Genomic DNA, 21,242 nt, shown 5'->3' with positions numbered 1-21,242 from the left:
TAGTACAAAGTAACCCCAGCCTTTGGTCTGGGGTTTACTTTTTATAGCGTGAAAGGTATTCTGTAGATATAAGACTAAAAGGGCTTTAAACAGTATAAGAATAGATATACAAACCTATAAGGCTATAAAAACTGATTACTGTTAAAATCATAAATTGATAAGAAAGATATTGAATTTATAAGATATAAAGTAATATTGTTATATAGCTAATTGTAGGCTTAGGGGGGTAGTATGAGTACATTTCCTCAAAAAGAAATAGATATATTAGGTATCGGAGCTAGCACATTAGACCGCTTCATCGTTGTGGATCATTACCCAACGGGACGTGAGGTGCAGCAAGTTTTATCATCTACCACCGATGGTGGTGGACCTGTAGCCACAGCATTAGCCGTTGCAGGGAAATATGGTACACGTACGGCCATGATTGATAGTATCGGTGACGATATGGTGGGGCGTCATATTTTAGATGATTTCAAAAAATATAATGTTAATACCGATGCTATCCACATTGAAAAGGGTGAAAAAAGTGGTGTTGCTACAATCCTCGTAAAGCATAGTACTGGCGAGCGTGCCGTATTTTTTGAACGTTCTACTGCGCCAGAGCCAGTATTTTTAGATACTCATAAGCAATTAATTAAAGAAGCTTTCATTTTACATGTTAACGGACGTCATCGACAACTCATGTGTTCTGCCATGGCGTTAGCACAAGAGGTTGGTACTATTATATCCCTCGATGGAGGTGCACAGCGCTACGATGAAGAGATGAAATCTATTACAGAGGCAAGTCATATTGTTATTGTTGCTCGTGATTATGCTGAAAAGTATACGGGCACTACTGATTTAGAAGTGGCCTGCCATATCATTCATGACCGTGGCGCACTTATTGCAGGGGTTACGGATGGCGCTAATGGTAGTTATTTCGTATGGCCTGATGGAACTTTCTATCGCTGCCAAGCATTTCCTCAAGAACATGTAGTTGATACAACGGGGGCTGGAGATAGTTTTCATGGTGCATTTCTTTCAAAGCTTGTTACATTATTGAGTGAGTTAGCCCCGGTGGAAGGGTTAAAGACCTCTACATATGGTATAGATTTATTACAACATTGTGGACATTCTGATCTAGAAAAGGCTGCTATTTTTGCGTCCGCTGTAGCAGCTTTAAATACGCAAGGGATTGGTGGTCGTAGCGCTTTACCAAGTTTACAAGTTGTAAATAAGTTAATGGGATTGGAGTAAATCAGTATGTGGCACGATATTTCCCATTCTCATGTACAACGGTACATGCAACAAAATCCATATCGATTATTAGCGTTTAGCTTTCTAGGCGTCATGATTATAGGTACCCTATTGCTTATGTTACCGATGGCGAGTGCTCAGGGGCAAACGACGGCTCTTGTAGATGCCGCTTTTACAGCCGTATCTTGTGTTTCGGTAACAGGGCTGGCCACTGTAGATACTTATTATCATTGGTCTTTATTTGGTAAGCTTGTAATGGTTATCCTTATTCAGTTAGGTGGTTTAGGCATTGTATCTTTCACAACCATAATTGCTTTGCTTTTAGGTAAACGAGTAGGCCTTAAAAATCGTGTGCTTTTGTCCGAGGATGTCGGACAGGATGGTATGACTGGATTACTACATATTACGAAAAAGTTAATGCTTTATACCTTTGCTATTGAAATTGTAGGAGGCATAATCTATACGATTCAGCTATATCCTTATATTGGACAGGCTGCATTATATACAGGTATCATGCAAGCTATTTCCACCTTTTGTAACGCTGGATTTGTATTTTTTGATAATGATCTACCGTATGCTATGGTAGGGGACATATTATTTAATATCAATACGGCCGTGCTAATTGTGATCGGTGGTTTTGGCTATTTAGCGGCCTTTGACATATGGTCACACCGTAAGGTGAGACGATTTGTTGACTTAAAACTTCACACTAAGATTATGTTAGTAGGCACAGCGATTCTTATCTTATTAGGAACTATCATTTTTTTAGGTGTGGAATGGTCAAATCCAAAAACCTTTGGGTCATTACCGATTTGGAATAAAATAATGGCCTCTTTATTTCAAGCGATTACGCCGCGTACAGCTGGGATTGCAACGGTTGACTATAATGCATTACATCCAATTACCTTGTTTGTTACTATTATTCTCATGTTTATTGGTGCTGGCCCAAACTCTACCGGTGGAGGCGTTAAAATTAGCACCGTAGCAGTAACTATACTTGCATCGCGTACCTTGTTTAATAACCGTCCAGATACGGAGATTTTTGAACGTCGTATTTCATTAGTAACCGTGCTTAAAGCCAACGGGATTATATTTTTATCGCTCCTTCTTATTTTAATAGCCACATGTTATCTGGCCTGGGATGAGCCTTATGATTTTATCCGATTGTTATTTGAGGTTACGTCTGCCTTTGGGACTGTAGGCCTTACGACGGGAATTACGCCTGATTTATCTGAAAGCAGTAAATGGGTGCTGATGCTTGTTATGTTTACCGGTCGTGTCGGTGTTATGACCGTTATTGGTACATGGGCTCTTAGGACATCACCAACGAAGCCAATTGGGTATGCAGAAGAGAATGTATTGTTGTAATTGAGTAGAATAGTTAGCCTATCAGGAGATATAGCATGAAATATAAAACCATTGCTGTCATTGGTCTTGGACAATTTGGTACGACCATCGCCAAGATGTTAGCCTCTATGAATCATGAGGTTTTAGGTGTAGATATTAATCCAGAAATTGTACAAAAGGTTTCCCCCTATGTAACACATGCTATCGTAGCAGATACTACTGATGAAGAGGCTATTAAAGCCTTAGCTTTGAGCCAATTTGATATAGTTATTGTTGCTATTGGGGATAATATCCAGGCAAATCTTATGACTTCGATGTTATTGAAAGAAATGAAAATGCCTCATGTGGTTTCGAAAGCTGAAAATGCACTCCAAGGTAAGATGCTCAAGAAGATGGGGGTAGATATGGTTATCTATCCAGAATACGATGTGGCACAACGGTTAGCTCAATCGTTGACACGAGAACATGTAATGGATTATTTACAGCTATCTAAAAGCATTAGCCTTATTGAAGTTGATATGCCAAAATTTTTGGTAGGCACTTGCTTAAAAGATTCTAATCTGCGTGAGAAATATAATCTTAATGCTGTAGGGATTAGACGTGGGGAGGATTTAGAAGTCCCTCCTAATCCGTTTACGATTCTTTCAGCAGAGGAAAAATTATTAGTTATAGGGAATAATTCTGATTTAGATGCATTAACAGTGTAGTAAGTATACGAAAGAGATATAAATATATCGAAAAAATATGATATAATAAGATAGAATTCAGTATAGGCCATACGTATTCGTATGGCCTTTTAATATAGAAATGAAGGTTATTATGACAGAGGAACAATATATAACGGCGCTGACCAATAACCCACATGGGATTCGAAATATTCCAAATCCTACAGAAGCTATGCAACTTACATGTGTGGGACAAAACGGCATGCTGTTACAATATATTAAAGAACCTACTCAAAAGGTTATTGAAACGGCGCTTTCACAAGCACCACGAGCTATACAATTCGTTGAAAATCCTACAGAAGAATTGTTAAAAGCCTTAGTGGAAAAAGATTGGGCGGTTTTAGAATATATCAACAATCCGTCTGATACATTAATAAAAAGTGCGTTAGCTCAATCAGGTTGGGCTATTCGCTATATTGCGAACCCATCTGAAGAATTGCAATTAGAAGCGGTGAAGGCGAATTATGATGCCTTACAATATATCAAGGCCCCAAGCGAGGCTGTGCAGTTACAAGCCGTGCAAGAGAGTTACTTAGCCTTGCGCTACATTGATGAGCCTAGCGTAGCTGTACTAGAAGCAGCAGTAAAGCAAGATCCACAGGCAATGCGTCAGATTACAAATCTCACTAAGGACTTGGCTTTGCATTTATTTAAGGTAAGTGCGGCTATCGTCGGTTATATACCTAATACATTGGGCGTTACGGTAGACGAAATCAAAGATATAATTCTAGATGCCATTTCTAGGGATACCGTTGATGAAGACTATGTACGCGAGTTAATCAATAATAAAGCTATCGGTGGACGTCAATCCAAATGGCCTATTGATATATTGTCACTTATTGATAGGTATGGTACTAGAAGTGTTAAGAAAATTGCAGTAGGCGAATATTTGAGATATTAGAACGGAGATACAATGAACTTTATAGATACAATGGCAAGCGTTGAGTTAGTGCTTGCTGCTAATCAAGTGCCCTTGCTCGTCGGTGAGACGGGTATAGGTAAAACCTCTCTCGCAGCGCGCGTTGCAGAGGTACATAATTGGGAATTAGTAACTATCGATGGAAACCTTTTAAAAGAAGGTGAAATCGGTGGCTTGCCTACCGTAGAAACGGTGACTCATACGGATGGTCATGGCAATACACGGGATGTGAAAACTACAGTATACGCTGTGCATCATACATTGGAACATGTGGCACAAGCCGTAGATAAAGGGCGCCAAGTATTGTTGTTTATCGACGAAATTAACCGTGCAGAACATGCAGTTCAACAAGAGTTGATGAACCTTATTCTAAACCGTGAAATTAATGGCTTTTCTTTAAGTGATCAAGTGCGCATCATCGCCGCTATGAACCCTGAGGATTCCTTTGATTACCAAACCATCGATATGGATCCGGCACAACAAAACCGATTCGTATGGCTTTATATGAATGCTGATTATATGCAATGGATTGACTGGGCTATTGGTGCTGGTATTGAAGAAAAGGTTATTGAATTTATTTCTTCCTATCCAGAATATTTAAATCAACGTCACGAAGACGATATCGATGCCACACCTCGTTCCTTTGAACGCGTGTCCGGTCTATATAGAATCTATAAGAATCAAGAGGGCACAAGCTATAGTCGCGACGTATTTATGAATGTTATCCGCGGTAACGTAGGTAAACTCATTGCGGAGGCTTTTGTAAACTTTATCGAGTCTGACCAAGAACCTCTTATTACTTTTGATGATGTATTAACAGCGGTTCAAAAACCAGGTGCTATTATGTCTATGGCTGAGCAGGTTAAAGGTGAAAGCCCAACTCGCCTTTATGTAGCAGCAAAAAATATGTTGCATCGTTTAAATCGCAATAGCAATGCGCAGGAAGTATATCACTTTGTGGAGTTTTTAACTTTGTATCCAGGGGATTTGCGCGTAGCGGTTATGAAAGATCTTCGTAACACGTATGGGCGTGTTTACGCTTATGCTATTGAAGATGACCTTTTTGTAGATACTTTTTTTGACGCGCAAAAATAATTTTATGTCCGTAGTTAACCAAATCGAAGCTATCTATATAGATAATCAACTGTAGTAAATTATTAGTTATGAGGTTAATTGATATATAGCATGTGACATATATTAAATTTGTTTTCTAAAGAAAAGGGGGTGTAAATATGCAACGAAACTTAGATAAGGATGATATACGTGATGCTTCGGATTTGCTGACTCATATCGATGGTTGGGAAAAGACGGGTTCTTATGATGCGGAAGCTATCGAGGCTCTTGATCGATGGCATGCGAAACGAGAGCGCATACATCGCGAAGCAGAGGCTTTGTATACGCAAATATACGCATCCTATGAGGCATATGTAGATAGCTATGAAGAACAACATCATAGCATGGCGCCTGAACGTATAGCGGCTGATCTTATGAACCATAATATGTCGGATAGCCATATAGGTACTATCGGTCGTGCTCTTGAAGACGTACAAGTGGAGGGGACAGACCTTTCCGTTATGCAGCAAGCGATAATGACACCTGCCTATGAGCAACGGTTGTGGAACATATTACATGATGTAAATAGTCTGCTCCTTGAAGAGGACCAATTCTTTGGTTACTTTTACTTACAAATGACTCATCGCATTCGCTTTGATATGGCCAGTGCTTTTGGTATTAATCTTAAACAGGGCGGATATGTATTATATGTAAATCCCTTTATCTTGTTACGCCAATCGCCTGATGTGATAAAGGATGGTATTAAGCGTGAAGTTCTTCATATCATTTCTGCTCATTTGATGCGGGTAAAAGCACTGAGCCAAGGCTTTCACAAAACAGCAGTCCATATGGCTATGGACATGGTCGTAAATGATTACCTTGAACATGTAGACCGTGATGCCGTAACGGTAGCCAATGTAAATGCGCGCTTTGGTTTGTTATTAAAGCGTTTTCGTACCATTGAATACTATGCGAAGGCTATTGATAAGGTCATGAAAGAAAAACCAGATCTCTTTGTGCCCATCGATAATGCAGATACAGCGGTTGCTATGGAGTTTGATCCTCAAACTAGCCATGATATTTGGGATGAATCTGATTCTATTGATACAGATACGATGGACCAAATCACGGAGCGCTATATCAATGAAGCATCAAAGGGGGATATGGAAGGCTATGTGAAAAGTCTTATCGATACATTCCAAAAAACGCGACGCGCTTTGCCGTGGTATTTTTATCTCAAAAAGCTGATGGGCAAGGTAGCGAGTGGATACAAAAAAACGACGATGCGTCGTAATCGTCGTCAGCCTGAGCGTTTGGAATTGGCTGGTACATTGCGCCAACATAAGGCAAATGTATGGGTAGCTCTCGACATGAGTGGTAGTATAACTGATGTAGAGTTTACGAATGCCTTAGAGCAAGTGTTACAAATCGTGCATGCTTATAACCATCGCATTACCGTTGTAGAATGTGATAATGAGGTGCGCCGCACCTATTCGATGGAATCCGTGAAAGATGTGAAGCCGCGCCTTGATGTGCGTGGTGCAACAGCCTTTACCCCTGTATTCTCTCTGGCTAATCAAAACCGTGTAGATTTACTTGTATACTTTACAGATGGCAAAGGGGAAGAGCGACTACGAGAGGCGCCAAGAGGCTATAAGGTGCTGTGGGTGTTGACCGGTGAGAACCCACAACTATCTTTGCATACCCCATACGGCCTGGTTCGTGAACTCGGCTATGTTGGTATTGATGAAACTCAAGATATTGATGAGTTTGTACGCATGGCTAACCGTGGGGGCTTTTCTATGGCAAATCAAGAGATTTAGTCTATTAGAATGCAATTTTTTATGGGTTTGATCTTGAACCAAGACGATATACAAAAATGACGCAATCCTTTGGATTGCGTCATTTTTAGGTCTGTAGATTTTGTATTAGCTATTAAGCTCAATAGAGGAACCTGGATCGATAATGAGTGCTGTTTGGTTATACTTGCCCTCTACTAGGCTTGTAAATACACCTGGTTCGCGGTCGATAACAGGCCATGTTTTGTAGTGAATTGGAATGGAAATACGTGCTTTTACATAAGAAGCAGCAAGAGCTGCATCTTCAACCCCCATTGTGTAATTATCACCGATAGGAAGAAGGGCGTAATCAATTTCACCAAAACGATTTAATAATTTCATATCGCTAAAGAGTGCTGTATCACCAGCGAAGTATAGGATATCTCCGTAGAAATCTACGATACAACCTGCAGCGTGACCGCCAGGGATACCAGAGCCGTGAAAGGCAGGAACCATTCGAACAGAACCGAATTCAAAGTCGAACTTGCCACCTAAATGCATGGCGTGTGTACGACAACCGGCAGCTGCCGCTTTACCCGCCACCTCAGCAGTGGAGATAACGAGTGCATCATTTGCTTTGGCAATAAAATCTGTGTCTCCATAGTGATCATCATGACCATGACTGACAAAGATATATTGGCATTTGATGTCTTCTTTTTTAGCGATATCCCATGTATTACCGGTCAAGAATGGGTCGAAAATCATGGATACATCGCCACGTGTGAGCATAAAGCAAGCGTGACCAAAATAAGTTAGTTTTGTTTTCATAGGAACACTTCCTTCCTTGTACATACAATTCTTAATTCTATTGTATAATATAATAAATGAAAATAAAACTATTGGTGATAATTTATACATAATTAGTAAGGATGTATTATGGATTTAACACATTTTGATCAAGATGGAAATGCTTGGATGGTAGATGTATCAGATAAGGATATTACAACTCGTACTGCCGTGGCAGAAGGCTTTATTGCTATTAATGATGCCATTTATGAGCGCATCGAGGCGAGAACAATAAAAAAAGGGGATGTTCTTAGTGTGGCTCAATTAGCAGCTATTATGGGTGTGAAACAGACGAGTAATCTAATTCCCCTTTGTCATCCATTGGCATTAACTAAGGTAGAGGTGCATTGTACTCTTGTTGATGGTGAAAGTCCTGCCTGTACAGATGCTACACATAATCGTGCTGTTAAGGTTCGGGCTACCGTAAAAACGACAGGAAAGACAGGTGTTGAAATGGAAGCACTTACAGCGGTTCAAGTAGGACTTTTAACAGTCTACGATATGTGCAAAGCTATTGACAAGGGTATGATTATAGGACCTACATACCTCGTTGAAAAAGAGGGCGGTAAAAGCGGACATTTTGTACGGTAATGTATCAAATAAATCAGTCACGATGCTTTCATGATAAATTAGTATATTGGAAATAATAATCTTTGTGAGCTTGAGCTAAAAAATATGCTTACAAAATAATTAAAATGTGTATTAAGAACGAGAATGTTATGAGGGCCTGCACATGAATAAGTTACGATCGAAATTATTTATTGCGATGATGTCAGCTATGCTATTGGTAACCGCAGCTGGATGTGGGAAGGATAATCCTATTAACAATATCACTGCCTCTATGAGTGAAGATGAGGCACAACGCGGCAAAGGTATTAATGGTGATTTAAAAGATCCAGTTTATACCTATGATGCCATTGTGAATGGTGCACCGGGTGTAGTTCATCCTCGTAAAACCCCTTATGGATTTTACTCTCAAAAAGGGACTGAAGATGAATATGCGGTTTGGAAGAGTCTTGTAGAAAAACAGTTTAAAGATGTTAAACCAGTTTCTGAGGACGCATCGGAAGCTGAGATTAATCGATTATTTAATCAAATCCTCTATGTATCTGCTTATGATTATGAGCCTATAGATGATTTGGATCGATATTCCTATTTCGTGTTCCAAAAGGATAAAATTCATCCATTTACAAAGCAACCGATTAAGGAAAATACACAATTGAATCTTGAGATTGTGTTGGATGCCAGCGGATCCATGGTCAATGAGATACAAGGTAAAAGCATGATGGATATCGCCAAAAATTCAATTAATGAAATTTTAACGACACTGCCGGATAATGCTAATGTAGGATTGCGCGTATTTGGTCACTTAGGTGATAATACGGCGGAAAAACGAGTGGAATCTTGCGGCGCTAATGAATTGTTACAACCAATAACAAAGCTTGACCGTGAAAAAATAAAATCTGTAATGTCTCCGATTCAACCGACCGGTTGGACATCCGTTGCCAAATCCATTGAAAAAGGCACCGCTGATTTAAGCCAATTTACCGGTGAGAAGGATGTTAATATTCTATACATCATAACCGATGGTATCGAGACTTGCGACGGTGATCCTGTGGCTATGGCGGAAAAATTAAAAGGCGGCAAAACCAACGTAATATTAGGTATTATAGGGTTTAATGTCGATGCGAATCAAGATGCATTATTGAGACAAATTGCTCAAGCTGGTGGTGGCTATTATGCCTCTGCTAATGAAGCCAACACTTTGACCGCTGAATTATATCGCATTCATGAATTGGCAAATGCCAAATATGAGTGGGAAACTTTAAATGTTACAGCAATTAATATGCTTAAAACTAGTCATGGAACTGGACGTCTGTTTAATAGCTTCTTAAAAGGGCAGGCGCTTTCTGAAAAAGTAAATATTGATCAAACTATTTCTGTTTTAATGAGGGATGAAGCAAAGATTATTAAACCATTTGGTAAGGTACACCAAGCATTGAGAAATAAAGCGGAAGAACGCAAAAAGACTATAGAAGCTCTTTTAAAAGATAAAATAACTGAAGTTGAAAAAGCAGATGCTGAATACATCAAGTCTGTAGAGGCAAGAAGAGGTGAAATTGTTGCTTATATGCCATCAACAAGTCGAGTAGATAAATTTAGCCGTTACTATGTTCCACGAGAAGATCGACCTGGTACGACGGAAGGGCAACAAAAAGATGGTCAAAAATTAGAAGAGGATAGACAACCTAAGAAATAAATATATGAGCCTTCTGTGTTACAATTAAGTTAAACACAGAAGGCTTATTTTTGTGTAAAATGACTGATAAAGTTATTAGCGAAACTATATTTTAATCAAGAAGTATCAACTTTTTATTCAGTAGTTTACTTCTAATGGTATAATAAATTGTTAGAAGAAACTTTTTTCTTCATCTATAGTGATAATATAAAGAGGCTTACAGTGGAAATTGTATTATATGAACCGGAGATTCCCGGCAATACAGGCAATATTGCACGCTTATGTGCGGCCAATCATATGACCTTACATCTTATCAAGCCCCTTGGCTTTTCCATCGATGATAAACATGTAAAGCGAGCCGGTCTTGATTATTGGCATTTGGTAGATGTGCAAGTACATGAAAATATTCAAGAACTATTTGAGAAATATCCTGATCGTAGATATTTCTACGCCACTACCAAGGCAAAGCATACACATTCTGAGGTTAAATACGAGATTGGTGATATGCTTGTTTTTGGCCCTGAAACAAGAGGATTGCCTGAAAGTTTATTAGATGGTAAAGAGGATACATGCATTCGTATACCCATGGTAGATGAAGCACGTTCTCTGAACCTTTCTAATGCGGTGGCAATCATAGCTTATGAAGGTATGCGCCAACTTGATTATCCAGACCTTAAGGCTGAAGGCAATTGGATTCAATCAAAATAAATAGACTTTTACAATTGAGGAATATATTATACTTATGTGTTAGGAGACCTACCAAATCTATATGACCGGTAGCGATTTTAACGGTGTTGTTTGGAGGAGGATATTATGAACTACGATAAAGCTCATGATTTAGCTCACGCAATGCGTGAATCCGAAGAGTACAAAGAGTTAATGGCTGCTCAGGAAGCAGTGAAAGCAGATGCAGTAGCAACGGGGTTGGTTCGCACATTTATGGCACAACAAATGCAATGGGAATATGCTAAGTTGTCTGGTGCTCCAGAAGCGGACGAGTTGCAAAAGAAACAAGAGGAATTGATGCCTCAAATTCAAGAAAATGCTGCAGCGGCTGCTTATTTGCAAGCGCAAATGCGTTGGAGCCAGATTTCTAATGATATTTACAAAATCATTAGCGAACCAATCACTGAGGGGATGAAAGTGTTAGATCATGGCGAACAACAACCACAACATTAAGGTATTACAAACAGCTTTATTAGAAAAATTACCAAGTACACGTGTACGTGAGCAGGAGCTCCTTTGTCATCATACGACATTCAAAATTGGAGGACCTGCAGACTTATTTATTGAACCTACTACGATGGCAGAACTTAGTTTTACGCTTCGTACCATTCACGAATTAGATGTGCCTGTAACTATTATTGGTTGTGGATCTAATATTTTGGTGAAAGACGGAGGAATTCGTGGTGCTGTTGTATCAGTTCGACATATGACTCAAATCATGGACTGTAATGAAAACACATTGTGCATTGGTTCCGGATATATGTTAAAAGATGCTTCTGAATTTGCTTGGCAGAATAGTTTATCTGGTCTTGAATTTGCCATTGGTATTCCAGGTACACTTGGTGGTGCCGTATTTATGAATGCAGGTGCTTATGATGGGGAAATGAGCCACGTAGTTACTGCAGTGAGAGCCGTAGATTTCCAAGGAAATATTAAAGAGTATGATGCATCTCACCTGGACTTTGCTTATCGTCATAGTGTATTCCACGATAATCATGAGGTTATTGGAGAAGTCATTATGACACTCAAACCAGGTGATAAGGATACCATTAAGGCTCGCATGGATGAGTTGACCGAAAAGCGCGAATCTAAACAGCCTTTAGAGTATGCTAGTGCAGGTTCAACCTTTAAACGCCCACCAGGGTACTTTGCAGGTACATTGATTGAACAAACAGGACTAAAGGGGTTGTCTGTAGGTGATGCGCAAGTGTCCCACAAACATGCAGGCTTTGTCATTAATACAGGTAGTGCTAGTGCAAAGGACGTACTTGATTTGATTGCAGAAGTACAGCGTCGTGTGTACGATAGACATGGCGTACACCTTGAGCCCGAAGTACGAATGATTGGTGAAGACTAATATCAACTAAATACTAATATAAGATTTCTTATGTAACGTTACTCTTTTTAGGGATGATGGATTCATAAGAAATCTTTTTTTATGTCCATTATAAGCGTATGATATTTATATAGTTAGTCTATATTTGGGAGGCGATGATATGAATACTTTGTTGGCCCCAGAGATTCATGATAAAGCACTAGCATGTGGGTATGACGATTGTGGTATAGTATCTCTTGATGCACTTGATTTTTATAAAGAACGAATGATAAAGCGTTTAGAAGATGTACCTGAAAGTAAAAAGGTATATGCACATAGTAATGCCTTTTTAACATTGAAAGAAAACTATCCTTGGGCACAATCTATAGTGGTTTGTACTGAATATTTTGGAGCGTATAAGTTTCCTGCTTCGCTTCAAAAGCGATATGCAAAAGGCTTACTACTATCGTTAGCTAATATCCCTGATGGGGTCGAAGTCAAACAAAGGCGATCTTTTGAAACATGGTTCAATGATAAGAACATCCAATTTATTGGTGGTGAAACAGCAAAGCCTACTGGTGTTGTTCCTTTGCGCCCTGCTTCTGTAGCGGCAGGACTTGGAATTTATAGAAAAAACAATTTCTTTTATGGACCTAAAGGCTCTAATTATGAATTGGTAGCCTATTTAATTGATCAGCCTTGTGAGTATATTCGTCATCTAGAGATACCACCATGTCCAGAGACTTGCGATTTATGTCAGCAAAAGTGTAAAACGAAGTCTCTATCTGCACCTTTTACAATGAATCCATTAACCTGTGTATCTTATATCAATACCTTTGGTGATGGTAAATTGCCAGAAGGTGTGACAGAGGATATGTTGGAAGAGTGGATATTAGGTTGTGATAATTGCCAAGACTGCTGTCCGTTTAATAAAAATCATGATTGGAGTATAGGTAAAGATTATCCTGGGCTTGATGCATTAGAACTTATACTACAGCCAGAATATATTTTGAAAGCCTCTGATAAGGAGATTATAGAAAAGTTGATTCCTAAATTCTGTTTCCATTTAACAGATAAACAAATTCCGTTGTTGCGTAAATCTGCTAAGCGGGCGATAGAGCATAAATAGGTTGTGTCTTAAGATGAGTCAAAAGTATAATCGAATGTTGAAATTGCCATGATTAGAATAGGTGTACTGTTTTGACTTTTTTCTATAGACTGCGTTATAATTAACTGTTGCCAATTTTGGGGAATATACTTGCATAGCCTGTTTTATCGAGGCTATGTGATATAGAATATACTGAAAGAATTAAAGGGAGGATCTTATGATTCGCGAAAATCTTCGTAATGTAGCGATTATCGCCCACGTTGACCATGGTAAAACTACTTTGGTGGACGCGTTATTAAAACAAAGCCATGTGTTCCGTGAAAATGAAAAAGTAGCAGAACGCGTAATGGACTCCAACGACTTGGAACGTGAACGCGGTATTACTATTTTGTCTAAAAACACTGCTGTAATGCATGATGGTATTAAAATCAACATCGTTGATACTCCAGGCCATGCTGACTTCGGCGGCGAAGTGGAACGCGTACTTAACATGGTTGATGGCGTATTGCTTCTCGTAGATGCTTACGAAGGTCCAATGCCTCAAACTAAATACGTTTTGCGTAAAGCCTTAGAACAAAAATTAAAACCAATCGTAGTTATCAATAAAATCGACCGTCCTGACCAACGCGTTAAAGAGGTTGAAGATGAAGTTCTTGAATTATTCATGGAACTTGAAGCTGATGATGATCAACTCGACTTCCCTGTAGTATACGCATCTGCTCGTTCAGGTGTGTCCAAAACTAATTGGGATGATGAAGCTGTAAACATGGAGCCGTTATTCAAAACATTGATCGATGAAATTCCTGCACCACAAGGTGATATGGAAGGTCCTCTTCAATTTATGGTAACTACACTTGATTACGATAACTTCATCGGTAAAATCGCCGTAGGTCGTATCGTTCGCGGTAAAATGAAAACCAACCAACAAGTGGCTATCATGAATGGTGAAAGTACTCGTAAAGCGAAAATCGGTCGTGTGTACACATACAATGGCTTAAACCGTGTTGAAACTGATGAAGCTGAAATGGGTGATATCATTGCATTTGCTGGTATTGACGATATCAACATCGGCGAAACAGTAGCAGATGCTGAAAATCCTGAAGCATTACCATCCATCTCCATCGACGAACCAACATTGTCCATGGTATTCTCCGTAAATAACTCTCCATTCGCAGGCCGTGAAGGTGAATTTGTTACATCCCGTCACTTGCGTGATCGTTTGTTCCGCGAAGTAGAAACTAACGTATCCATGAAAGTAGAAGAAACTGATTCTGCAGATGCGTTCAAAGTATCTGGTCGTGGCGAATTGCATTTGGCAGTATTGATTGAAACTATGCGTCGTGAAGGCTACGAATTACAAGTAGGTAAACCTCGCGTAATCTTCAAAACTATTAACGACCAATTGTGTGAACCACTTGAAGCATTGACTATCGACGTGCCTCAAGAATTCATGGGAACCGTAATGGAAAACCTTGGTCAACGTAAAGCTGAGTTGACTAATATGGTTGAATTAGCTGGTTACCTTCGCATGGAATTCGTAGTTCCTGCTCGTGGTTTGATTGGTTTCCGTGCCCAATTCTTAACAGCTACAAAAGGTAATGGTATCATGAACCATGTATTCCATGGTTATGCACCATATAAAGGTGAAATTCCTTCCCGTACACGTGGTGCTTTGGTAGCATTCGAAAATGGCGAAACTACTCCATATGGTTTGAACTCTGTTCAAGACCGTGGTACATTGTTCGTTGGCCCTAACCAAGACGTGTATGCAGGCCAAGTTATCGGTGAAAATACACGTGAACTTGATATGGATGTTAACCCATGTAAGAAAAAACATGTTACCAACATGCGTTCTAGCTCCTCTGATGAAGCGGTACGCTTGACTCCACCTCGTATCTTCTCCTTGGAACAAGCTCTTGAGTGGATCAACGATGACGAACTTGTTGAAGTAACACCTGAAAGTATTCGTATGCGTAAAACAATCCTTGATCGTAACGCACGTGCGAAAGCAGCAAAGAATAAAAAATAATATCTCATGCAGATATATTAAGGCGCTCCTTAGGGGGCGCCTTTTTTATCTAATCTATAAGTTGTTATCTAACATATTCCTGCGAATTATATCTCCATGAAAATAGATGATAATTTTATCATTTATGATTAATGGGTATAAAAATATGTTAATATACTAAATACGCATAATAACTTGCTGATAGGGGTATTGGTATATACGAAATATTTGTAACGCTGTATAATAATATTAAGTTTGTTGAAATAAGTTATTGATTATGGAGGTTCTTATGAATAAGAAAATCTTAGCTTCTTTATTTGCAGTGGGTTTGGCTGCAGGTTGTGTGTGTTCTTCCGTTGATGCGCATGGCGTATTCTTTGCTAACCGCTTAGATGAAAAAGCGCTAGTACTTGGCGAAGGCCCTGTTGATGATGCGTATAGCCCAGAAATGGTAAAAAGTATCATTGGTTTAGATAACAATGGCATGGTAATTCCTGTACAAGTTATTAAACATGAAAAAAATGTAGTAGTTGTACCAAATGATAAATTGGGTATTACAGTAACTGACTTTGACTATGGCTACTGGACAAAAGACAAAGATGGTAAAACTGTTCATAAACCAATCTCTGAAGTACCAGGTGCTCAAAAAAGTACACATGCCATTAAATATGACGTTCACTACTGGAATGCAGAAGCAAAACCTTTCAATAATAAAGATGCTTTCATTCAAATCATTCCATCTGTTAACCCATTAACTCTTAGAAAAGGTGATACATATGAAATCCAAGTCTTGAAAGACGGTAAACCATATGCAAATGCACCTCTTATTAAAGACGTAATTAATGATCTTACTAACGAAAGCCAAGCAGATGCTAATGGTAAAGCAACTGTTACTGTAAGTGCTAATGGCCTTAACGTAGTAGGCGTTGAAGTGGGCTTCCCAACTCAAACTAAAGGTGAGCAAAATAAATACTTCAGTGCATTGTCCTTCATCATCAATCCTGAATAATATAGGATATACTATTTACTAAGTGTGTGAAATAAAAAGACCTCCTAAGTTGGACTTAGGGGGTCTTTTTATAATTTTAGGGTGTACGTATAAATGCGTTCTGTGAGAGCCTCGTATTGGGTGAGGTAAGAAAGAGAGATTTTTATGAAATTACAACGAAATGTATCGGCTGTGATGGCTGCATTTGTATTAACTGGAATGACCTGCTCTGTATTTGCTACAGAAATTAATGCCACAAGCGATAAAGCGGAGGAATTGCTTGGCTTAACAATGGGGTCACCGGTACAAACACAACCAGAAGTTAAGCATATAGAAGATACCTTGACGGTTAATGTGCATGGTAAAAGCTTAACAGATACAGGTAAAACTAAAAATGTATCAGGTATTTATAATGGATTTGGATCACAATTGACGGTGGATAAAGATTTGATTGTACGCCTTAAAAATGATGCACCAGCCTCAAAAAGGGAACTCGGTCATTACTATATGAGCGCTGTGTATGCTGGTTACGGTGGTAAAGTGCCAAGACTCAGCAAGGACAATCCTGATAGAGATTATGGAGATACTAATATTCACGTCAAAGGCAATGTAGATATCGATGCTATCGGTGTCGGTTTACAAGCTAATCAACGTGGTCATATTATTGTTGATGGTGGTGGACGTATCATCACGCATCCTTTAGAAACTTCTGATACTTACTCTGTGGTGGCAGAAGAGGGTGATGTATACGTTAATACTGGCTCTGATGGTAAACATCCGGGTTCTAAAGAATTGGTCGCTGTTGGGAATGTAGGGTTAATTAATAAGGATTATGGTCGTGATCCAAATCATAACGAAATGCCAACGAATATAGCATTAGCTTTTACAACACCTAATTCTAAACTTACGGGTGCTGTATTAAATGAATATGCCGAAAGCAATAAGAACCCTCATAATTCTGGTGCTGATATTTACTTACAAAATGGAGGAACTTGGAATAATGAATGGATTGGTATGGAGCGTCCTACCCCTAAAAAAGAACGTCCATCTGGGGATAATGCAGCATATCTATATAAGGGTAGTAAGGTTCGTAACCTTGTAGGTGGTGTTAATCCAACGGCAGCTGGTAATATTCATCCTATCGATGCACGTCCTATTACGATTCAGAACTATAGCGGCTATGTGAATGCTATTTATAAATCTGGAGTACCTGCTAGTGAAGATGGAAAAGGGCAAATTGTAGTTGAACATGCAGCAGACAATAGCCATATTACCGTTCAAGGTGAACATTCCGGTAATACCATTGATGAGGCAAGTTATAAAAAGGAAATACAAGCCTTAGCCAATAAATTACAATATACGGGCAATGATAAGAAACTGAGCACAACAGTTCAAATTAATGAAGGTATTACTAGTCCTGGTGCTGTTGCAGAACTAGGTGCAGATCATTTTGACTCACAGGGGCGTCTTGTTGTAAATGATACAACAAAGATTAATCGTGCTAGTGAATCATCCTTAGTGAGTGGTTCAAAATCTGCTCTTACATCGACCGCTATGGCATGGAAGAGTAATACCAATGATTTACAACGCCGTTTAGGAGATCTTCGTCTAGCTAATACAAATCAAGGTGTATGGGCGAAATATATAGGCGGTAAATCTAAAATCACAGACGGTGCTGATGCACATATGACGTATAATGGCGTACAAGTTGGCTACGATCATAAAGTATCTAATGGTTGGATTTTTGGTGGTGCTATTGATTACAGTACTTCTAGTAATTCATACGTTAATGGTAGTGGGGACGGTAAACTTGGTGGTATTGCCTTATATGGTACAAAACATCATGTCGATGGTCGTTATTTAGATATCATTGCACGTGGTAATAGATTATCCAATGATTATAAGCTCTACTCCGTAGGTGGACAACGTGTGAACGGTAATTACCATACATATGGCACATCCTTAAGCGCTGAATATGGTAAACGTATTAAGAAGGAAAATGGCTTCTACATCGATCCTAGTGTAGAATTTATTGTAGGCCGTTTGAATGGTGTATCCTATGATGCGTCTGTTGTGGGTGGTGGTTCTATGCATGTGAAAGCTGATGCTGTGAACTCTGCTGTAGGCAGACTTGGTATTGGCATTGGAAAAGAAACAGAAAAATCCAATATCTTCGTTAAATTAGCGTTAGCGCATGAATTCTCTGGTAAGGCAAATACAACATATTCCGCACCAGGCAATCCAACAGTACAAACAACAGTAGATTTGAAGGATACATGGCTTGATGCTGAAATTGGTGGGTCTTGGAGTGTCCGTCCTAGTACATATCTATATGGTACATTCACTAAAAACTTTGGTGCTATCGTAGAAAATACATGGCGCATTGATGCTGGGATACGGCATAATTTTTAATTGAATATTGCATTAATGGTCCTTATAGCGTATGCTGTAAGGACCATTAGTATATAAGGAGTTTTTTATGATTAAGTTTCTATTCATTAGGAGTTATAATGGTTAATATTTTATTCATCTGTCATGGCAATATTTGCCGTTCTACGATGGCAGAGTTTTATATGAAGCATATTGTTGAGCAGGCTGGACTAAGTGATTCTATTTATATTGAGTCTGCAGCTACATCTCGTGAGGAGATAGGGAACGACACTCATTATGGGACTAAACAGAAATTAGATGAAATGGGTATTCCCTATACTCGTCGTAAGGCACGTCAAGTGATGATGGAAGATTATTATAACTTTGATTATCTCATCATTATGGATGAAAATAATGCGCGTAATTTAAAGCGTATTATTGGGGATGACGTAGATGCTAAGGTTTACAAGGCAATGTCTTTTGTTGGTGAAAGCCGTGATGTAAAGGACCCTTGGTATACGGGAAACTTTGACGAAACCTATGATGATGTCAGTCGTAGTTGTGATGCTCTACTAGCAGTGCTTAAAGAGAAACTTTAAGCGAAATATATATACTGATAGGTCCTCAATGGTAGCTGAAATTTTAATCTACATTGAGGGCTTTTTTATAAGCCTATCTGCCTCATATACTTTATACTATCGAAGCATAGCGTAATATGGTATAATTTTTAGGTATTCATGCGCCTATAGCTCAGGGGATAGAGCGCCGGTCTCCGGAACCGGGTGCGCAGGTTCGAATCCTGCTAGGCGCACCAAATAAAAGGCTTCTCGAAATTTCGAGAAGCCTTTTTGTATGTCTATAATTAGTCTATAGGACAGAGAATTATATATTCGAATATCATAATTTAGCGTACTTTAGTGTTTTAACTTTACTATCTATATTTATTACACTGAATTCCTCTAGATCTAAATTCATTCATGAGTAGGTCTATTGATTTATCAATGATTTCTTCATTTGTTATATATACCATCTTTTTGTAATAGACAGTACCATCAAATTCTATCCAACGACTTGTCTTACCATTTAGTTTGCAAATCTTCATTCTGCCTGCCCAGCTTCCCATACTACGGAATTTTTTTCCCTTGGAGAAACGCACTTCTCGAATATCTTTTAATTTATAGGTTCTTTTTACTAATCCAATGCCTATAGAAACTTGATCATCCTTAAAGTAAAGAAGTTTATAACGCTCTTCAGGAGGCATCGATCTAATTATAGATAGGTTATAAGTAGCAAAAACTACAGTAATAGCTACTAATGTAAACATTAGGATTATCATATATTTTCCCATACTATTAAGTCCTCCTTATCGCTATTATAATAAATATAAGTAATGTATGGAATCATTTTTATAATCAAATTGCTAATAAATAGTAGAAGGACAAGATTATTTTGAAGGATAAGAATATGTAGAAACAGTAGATAGAATGCCAGTATATCGAGTAATGATTGAAGATTAATAGGATTATGTTGCTTCATGATTGAAATTTCACACTCCTTATATAGTTGGTATGATATAATGTCCTCAAAATTTACATTGTTATTTGATGTAGATCTGGAGGTGTTTTTATGCTTTCAACACTTTTATTTTTATTAATTGTATTCTTAATTTACCTATTCATTAAACAATATAACTTGTTGCAAAACTTGTCTGGAGAAATCAGAGAGACTCGTACTAATATTATGGCTTTCTATGAGAAAAAGGTGTCTATCATAAATGAGTTTATTAACCTTGTAAATGAGCTAGATGGTTATGAAAAATTAACTCCTTTAAAATTGTCCAATACCTTTGTAGAGATGGCTCGTGAAACATCCAAAGCGGTAGAAAATATTACTGCCTTAGTAAATCAATTTCCGGATTTGAAGGCCCATACTCAATATGCTGAATTCCAGGAATCTCTTAGAGAAAATGATATATTGATCTCAAATAAGCGTGAAGTTTATAACTATCAAGTGAAACAATACAATAGTACTTTGGCACAAATTCCAATGGTATTTGCTGCATCATTATTGGGCTTTAAAGAAGCGCCGTTTTTTGAGCCAAATAGAGAAGGTGCGTTTTCTGAGTTCAGTGGTGCTGATTCTAAAGCTATTAAAGATCTAGCTAAAAAAGGTTGCAATAAATTAAAGGAAACTGCTGAAAAAGTTAGTGAGACCTTACAAAAGAAAGAACAAGAGGCACAAGCTAAGAGAGAAGAACGCATTAGACAAGAGCGTGAAGTTGCTTCTAATAATGAAAATGTAACGGCTGAAGAAAACAATGACCAAGAAATAGCAAAAGCTGAAGATACTTCTGAATCAGAAGCATCAAAAACTGGTGATAGTTCTACAGCTTTAGAGAAGCAAGAAGAAAAATAGTTATATAGAATAGATGTATACAAGCAGGTAGAATTTAATTCTGTTAGTAATAAAATATGAGATAAAAAAACTCCACTTTTTTAAGTGGAGTTTTTCCGTATATGACGTATGAACGTATTTTTGCTACTGAGTTAGTTTTAGATATGGATAATTCGTTTATTGATGTGAA

General features: G+C 38.4%; 19 protein-coding genes and 1 tRNA gene. 18 read left to right on the top strand and 2 right to left on the bottom strand.

Going from position 1 to position 21,242, the window contains the following annotated elements; translation table 11 throughout:
- Positions 1 to 231: 231 nt before the first annotated feature.
- The 6 genes from HMPREF1865_RS06850 (at position 232) to HMPREF1865_RS06825 (ending at position 7,103) form a co-directional block, all read left to right on the top strand.
- Positions 232 to 1,236: a carbohydrate kinase family protein gene (locus tag HMPREF1865_RS06850; protein WP_060919650.1), complete on the top strand. Its 1,005-nt coding sequence runs from the start codon at positions 232 to 234 to the stop codon at positions 1,234 to 1,236.
- A 6-nt stretch (positions 1,237 to 1,242) separates the two neighbouring features.
- A complete protein-coding gene (locus HMPREF1865_RS06845; protein WP_060919649.1) occupies positions 1,243 to 2,604 on the top strand; it encodes a TrkH family potassium uptake protein in 1,362 nt (453 codons plus the stop codon).
- A gap of 35 nt (positions 2,605 to 2,639) precedes the next feature.
- Complete coding sequence (locus tag HMPREF1865_RS06840) at positions 2,640 to 3,290, top strand: potassium channel family protein (protein ID WP_004696663.1); 651 nt, start codon at positions 2,640 to 2,642, stop codon at positions 3,288 to 3,290.
- A 112-nt stretch (positions 3,291 to 3,402) separates the two neighbouring features.
- Positions 3,403 to 4,209: a hypothetical protein gene (locus tag HMPREF1865_RS06835; protein ID WP_060919648.1), complete on the top strand. Its 807-nt coding sequence runs from the start codon at positions 3,403 to 3,405 to the stop codon at positions 4,207 to 4,209.
- Positions 4,210 to 4,221: 12 nt separating this feature from the next.
- Positions 4,222 to 5,322 carry an AAA family ATPase gene (locus HMPREF1865_RS06830; protein ID WP_060919647.1) on the top strand — a complete coding sequence of 367 codons (1,101 nt, stop codon included), beginning with the start codon at positions 4,222 to 4,224 and terminating at the stop codon, positions 5,320 to 5,322.
- 137 nt (positions 5,323 to 5,459) lie between these two features.
- Complete coding sequence (locus HMPREF1865_RS06825; protein WP_060919646.1) at positions 5,460 to 7,103, top strand: vWA domain-containing protein; 1,644 nt, start codon at positions 5,460 to 5,462, stop codon at positions 7,101 to 7,103.
- A 105-nt stretch (positions 7,104 to 7,208) separates the two neighbouring features.
- On the opposite strand, the gene HMPREF1865_RS06820 is transcribed toward HMPREF1865_RS06825, so the two are convergent.
- The gene (locus tag HMPREF1865_RS06820) at positions 7,209 to 7,886 is read right to left on the bottom strand and encodes a metal-dependent hydrolase (protein WP_004696654.1); all 678 of its coding nucleotides are present in this window, start codon (positions 7,884 to 7,886) and stop codon (positions 7,209 to 7,211) included.
- A gap of 108 nt (positions 7,887 to 7,994) precedes the next feature.
- Here HMPREF1865_RS06820 and moaC point away from each other — a divergent pair, with 108 nt between their 5' ends.
- From moaC to HMPREF1865_RS06765, 11 genes are all read left to right on the top strand, one after another.
- Positions 7,995 to 8,495, top strand: coding sequence for a cyclic pyranopterin monophosphate synthase MoaC (gene moaC / locus HMPREF1865_RS06815; protein WP_060919645.1), 501 nt, complete (start codon positions 7,995 to 7,997; stop codon positions 8,493 to 8,495).
- A 142-nt stretch (positions 8,496 to 8,637) separates the two neighbouring features.
- A complete protein-coding gene (locus HMPREF1865_RS06810) occupies positions 8,638 to 10,164 on the top strand; it encodes a VWA domain-containing protein (protein WP_060919644.1) in 1,527 nt (508 codons plus the stop codon).
- A 201-nt stretch (positions 10,165 to 10,365) separates the two neighbouring features.
- Complete coding sequence (gene trmL, locus HMPREF1865_RS06805) at positions 10,366 to 10,851, top strand: tRNA (uridine(34)/cytosine(34)/5-carboxymethylaminomethyluridine(34)-2'-O)-methyltransferase TrmL (RefSeq protein ID WP_060919643.1); 486 nt, start codon at positions 10,366 to 10,368, stop codon at positions 10,849 to 10,851.
- A gap of 105 nt (positions 10,852 to 10,956) precedes the next feature.
- Positions 10,957 to 11,322, top strand: coding sequence for a YlbF/YmcA family competence regulator (locus tag HMPREF1865_RS06800; RefSeq protein WP_004696650.1), 366 nt, complete (start codon positions 10,957 to 10,959; stop codon positions 11,320 to 11,322).
- Positions 11,297 to 12,226: a UDP-N-acetylmuramate dehydrogenase gene (gene murB / locus HMPREF1865_RS06795; RefSeq protein ID WP_060919642.1), complete on the top strand. Its 930-nt coding sequence runs from the start codon at positions 11,297 to 11,299 to the stop codon at positions 12,224 to 12,226. Before HMPREF1865_RS06800 ends, murB begins: the two co-directional genes overlap by 26 nt.
- A gap of 139 nt (positions 12,227 to 12,365) precedes the next feature.
- Positions 12,366 to 13,313, top strand: a complete 948-nt coding sequence (locus HMPREF1865_RS06790) for an epoxyqueuosine reductase (protein WP_060919641.1) — start codon at positions 12,366 to 12,368, stop codon at positions 13,311 to 13,313.
- A gap of 196 nt (positions 13,314 to 13,509) precedes the next feature.
- Positions 13,510 to 15,321: a translational GTPase TypA gene (typA, locus tag HMPREF1865_RS06785; RefSeq protein WP_004696644.1), complete on the top strand. Its 1,812-nt coding sequence runs from the start codon at positions 13,510 to 13,512 to the stop codon at positions 15,319 to 15,321.
- A gap of 268 nt (positions 15,322 to 15,589) precedes the next feature.
- Positions 15,590 to 16,309, top strand: coding sequence for a DUF4198 domain-containing protein (locus tag HMPREF1865_RS06780; protein ID WP_004696641.1), 720 nt, complete (start codon positions 15,590 to 15,592; stop codon positions 16,307 to 16,309).
- A gap of 144 nt (positions 16,310 to 16,453) precedes the next feature.
- Positions 16,454 to 18,700: an autotransporter family protein gene (locus tag HMPREF1865_RS06775; protein ID WP_060919640.1), complete on the top strand. Its 2,247-nt coding sequence runs from the start codon at positions 16,454 to 16,456 to the stop codon at positions 18,698 to 18,700.
- Positions 18,701 to 18,798: 98 nt separating this feature from the next.
- Positions 18,799 to 19,257, top strand: coding sequence for a low molecular weight protein-tyrosine-phosphatase (locus tag HMPREF1865_RS06770; protein WP_060919639.1), 459 nt, complete (start codon positions 18,799 to 18,801; stop codon positions 19,255 to 19,257).
- Between the two features lie 140 nt (positions 19,258 to 19,397).
- Positions 19,398 to 19,472: transfer RNA gene (locus HMPREF1865_RS06765), tRNA-Arg, on the top strand.
- 117 nt (positions 19,473 to 19,589) lie between these two features.
- On the opposite strand, the gene HMPREF1865_RS06760 is transcribed toward HMPREF1865_RS06765, so the two are convergent.
- Positions 19,590 to 20,006 carry a hypothetical protein gene (locus HMPREF1865_RS06760; RefSeq protein ID WP_060919638.1) on the bottom strand — a complete coding sequence of 139 codons (417 nt, stop codon included), beginning with the start codon at positions 20,004 to 20,006 and terminating at the stop codon, positions 19,590 to 19,592.
- Positions 20,007 to 20,284: 278 nt separating this feature from the next.
- Here HMPREF1865_RS06760 and HMPREF1865_RS06750 point away from each other — a divergent pair, with 278 nt between their 5' ends.
- The gene (locus tag HMPREF1865_RS06750) at positions 20,285 to 21,073 is read left to right on the top strand and encodes a LemA family protein (RefSeq protein WP_060919636.1); all 789 of its coding nucleotides are present in this window, start codon (positions 20,285 to 20,287) and stop codon (positions 21,071 to 21,073) included.
- Positions 21,074 to 21,242 lie beyond the last annotated feature (169 nt).

Origin of the sequence: Veillonella parvula (genome assembly GCF_001553335.1) — a bacterium.
GTDB classification, from domain to species: Bacteria; Bacillota; Negativicutes; order Veillonellales; family Veillonellaceae; genus Veillonella; species Veillonella parvula_S.
The sequence above is the reverse complement of the archived record's forward strand: the minus strand, read 5'-3'. Positions and strand labels throughout refer to the sequence as shown.

Bases quoted from the DNA above. Each gene is read 5' to 3' on its own strand.
- HMPREF1865_RS06850 (WP_060919650.1), top strand. From the start codon at position 232: ATGAGTACATTTCCTCAAAAAGAAATAGATATATTAGGTATCGGAGCT.
- HMPREF1865_RS06845 (WP_060919649.1), top strand. From the start codon at position 1,243: ATGTGGCACGATATTTCCCATTCTCATGTACAACGGTACATGCAACAA.
- HMPREF1865_RS06840 (WP_004696663.1), top strand. From the start codon at position 2,640: ATGAAATATAAAACCATTGCTGTCATTGGTCTTGGACAATTTGGTACG.
- HMPREF1865_RS06835 (WP_060919648.1), top strand. From the start codon at position 3,403: ATGACAGAGGAACAATATATAACGGCGCTGACCAATAACCCACATGGG.
- HMPREF1865_RS06830 (WP_060919647.1), top strand. From the start codon at position 4,222: ATGAACTTTATAGATACAATGGCAAGCGTTGAGTTAGTGCTTGCTGCT.
- HMPREF1865_RS06825 (WP_060919646.1), top strand. From the start codon at position 5,460: ATGCAACGAAACTTAGATAAGGATGATATACGTGATGCTTCGGATTTG.
- HMPREF1865_RS06820 (WP_004696654.1), bottom strand. From the start codon at position 7,886: ATGAAAACAAAACTAACTTATTTTGGTCACGCTTGCTTTATGCTCACA.
- moaC (WP_060919645.1), top strand. From the start codon at position 7,995: ATGGATTTAACACATTTTGATCAAGATGGAAATGCTTGGATGGTAGAT.
- HMPREF1865_RS06810 (WP_060919644.1), top strand. From the start codon at position 8,638: ATGAATAAGTTACGATCGAAATTATTTATTGCGATGATGTCAGCTATG.
- HMPREF1865_RS06800 (WP_004696650.1), top strand. From the start codon at position 10,957: ATGAACTACGATAAAGCTCATGATTTAGCTCACGCAATGCGTGAATCC.
- murB (WP_060919642.1), top strand. From the start codon at position 11,297: ATGGCGAACAACAACCACAACATTAAGGTATTACAAACAGCTTTATTA.
- HMPREF1865_RS06790 (WP_060919641.1), top strand. From the start codon at position 12,366: ATGAATACTTTGTTGGCCCCAGAGATTCATGATAAAGCACTAGCATGT.
- typA (WP_004696644.1), top strand. From the start codon at position 13,510: ATGATTCGCGAAAATCTTCGTAATGTAGCGATTATCGCCCACGTTGAC.
- HMPREF1865_RS06780 (WP_004696641.1), top strand. From the start codon at position 15,590: ATGAATAAGAAAATCTTAGCTTCTTTATTTGCAGTGGGTTTGGCTGCA.
- HMPREF1865_RS06775 (WP_060919640.1), top strand. From the start codon at position 16,454: ATGAAATTACAACGAAATGTATCGGCTGTGATGGCTGCATTTGTATTA.
- HMPREF1865_RS06770 (WP_060919639.1), top strand. From the start codon at position 18,799: ATGGTTAATATTTTATTCATCTGTCATGGCAATATTTGCCGTTCTACG.
- HMPREF1865_RS06760 (WP_060919638.1), bottom strand. From the start codon at position 20,006: ATGGGAAAATATATGATAATCCTAATGTTTACATTAGTAGCTATTACT.
- HMPREF1865_RS06750 (WP_060919636.1), top strand. From the start codon at position 20,285: ATGCTTTCAACACTTTTATTTTTATTAATTGTATTCTTAATTTACCTA.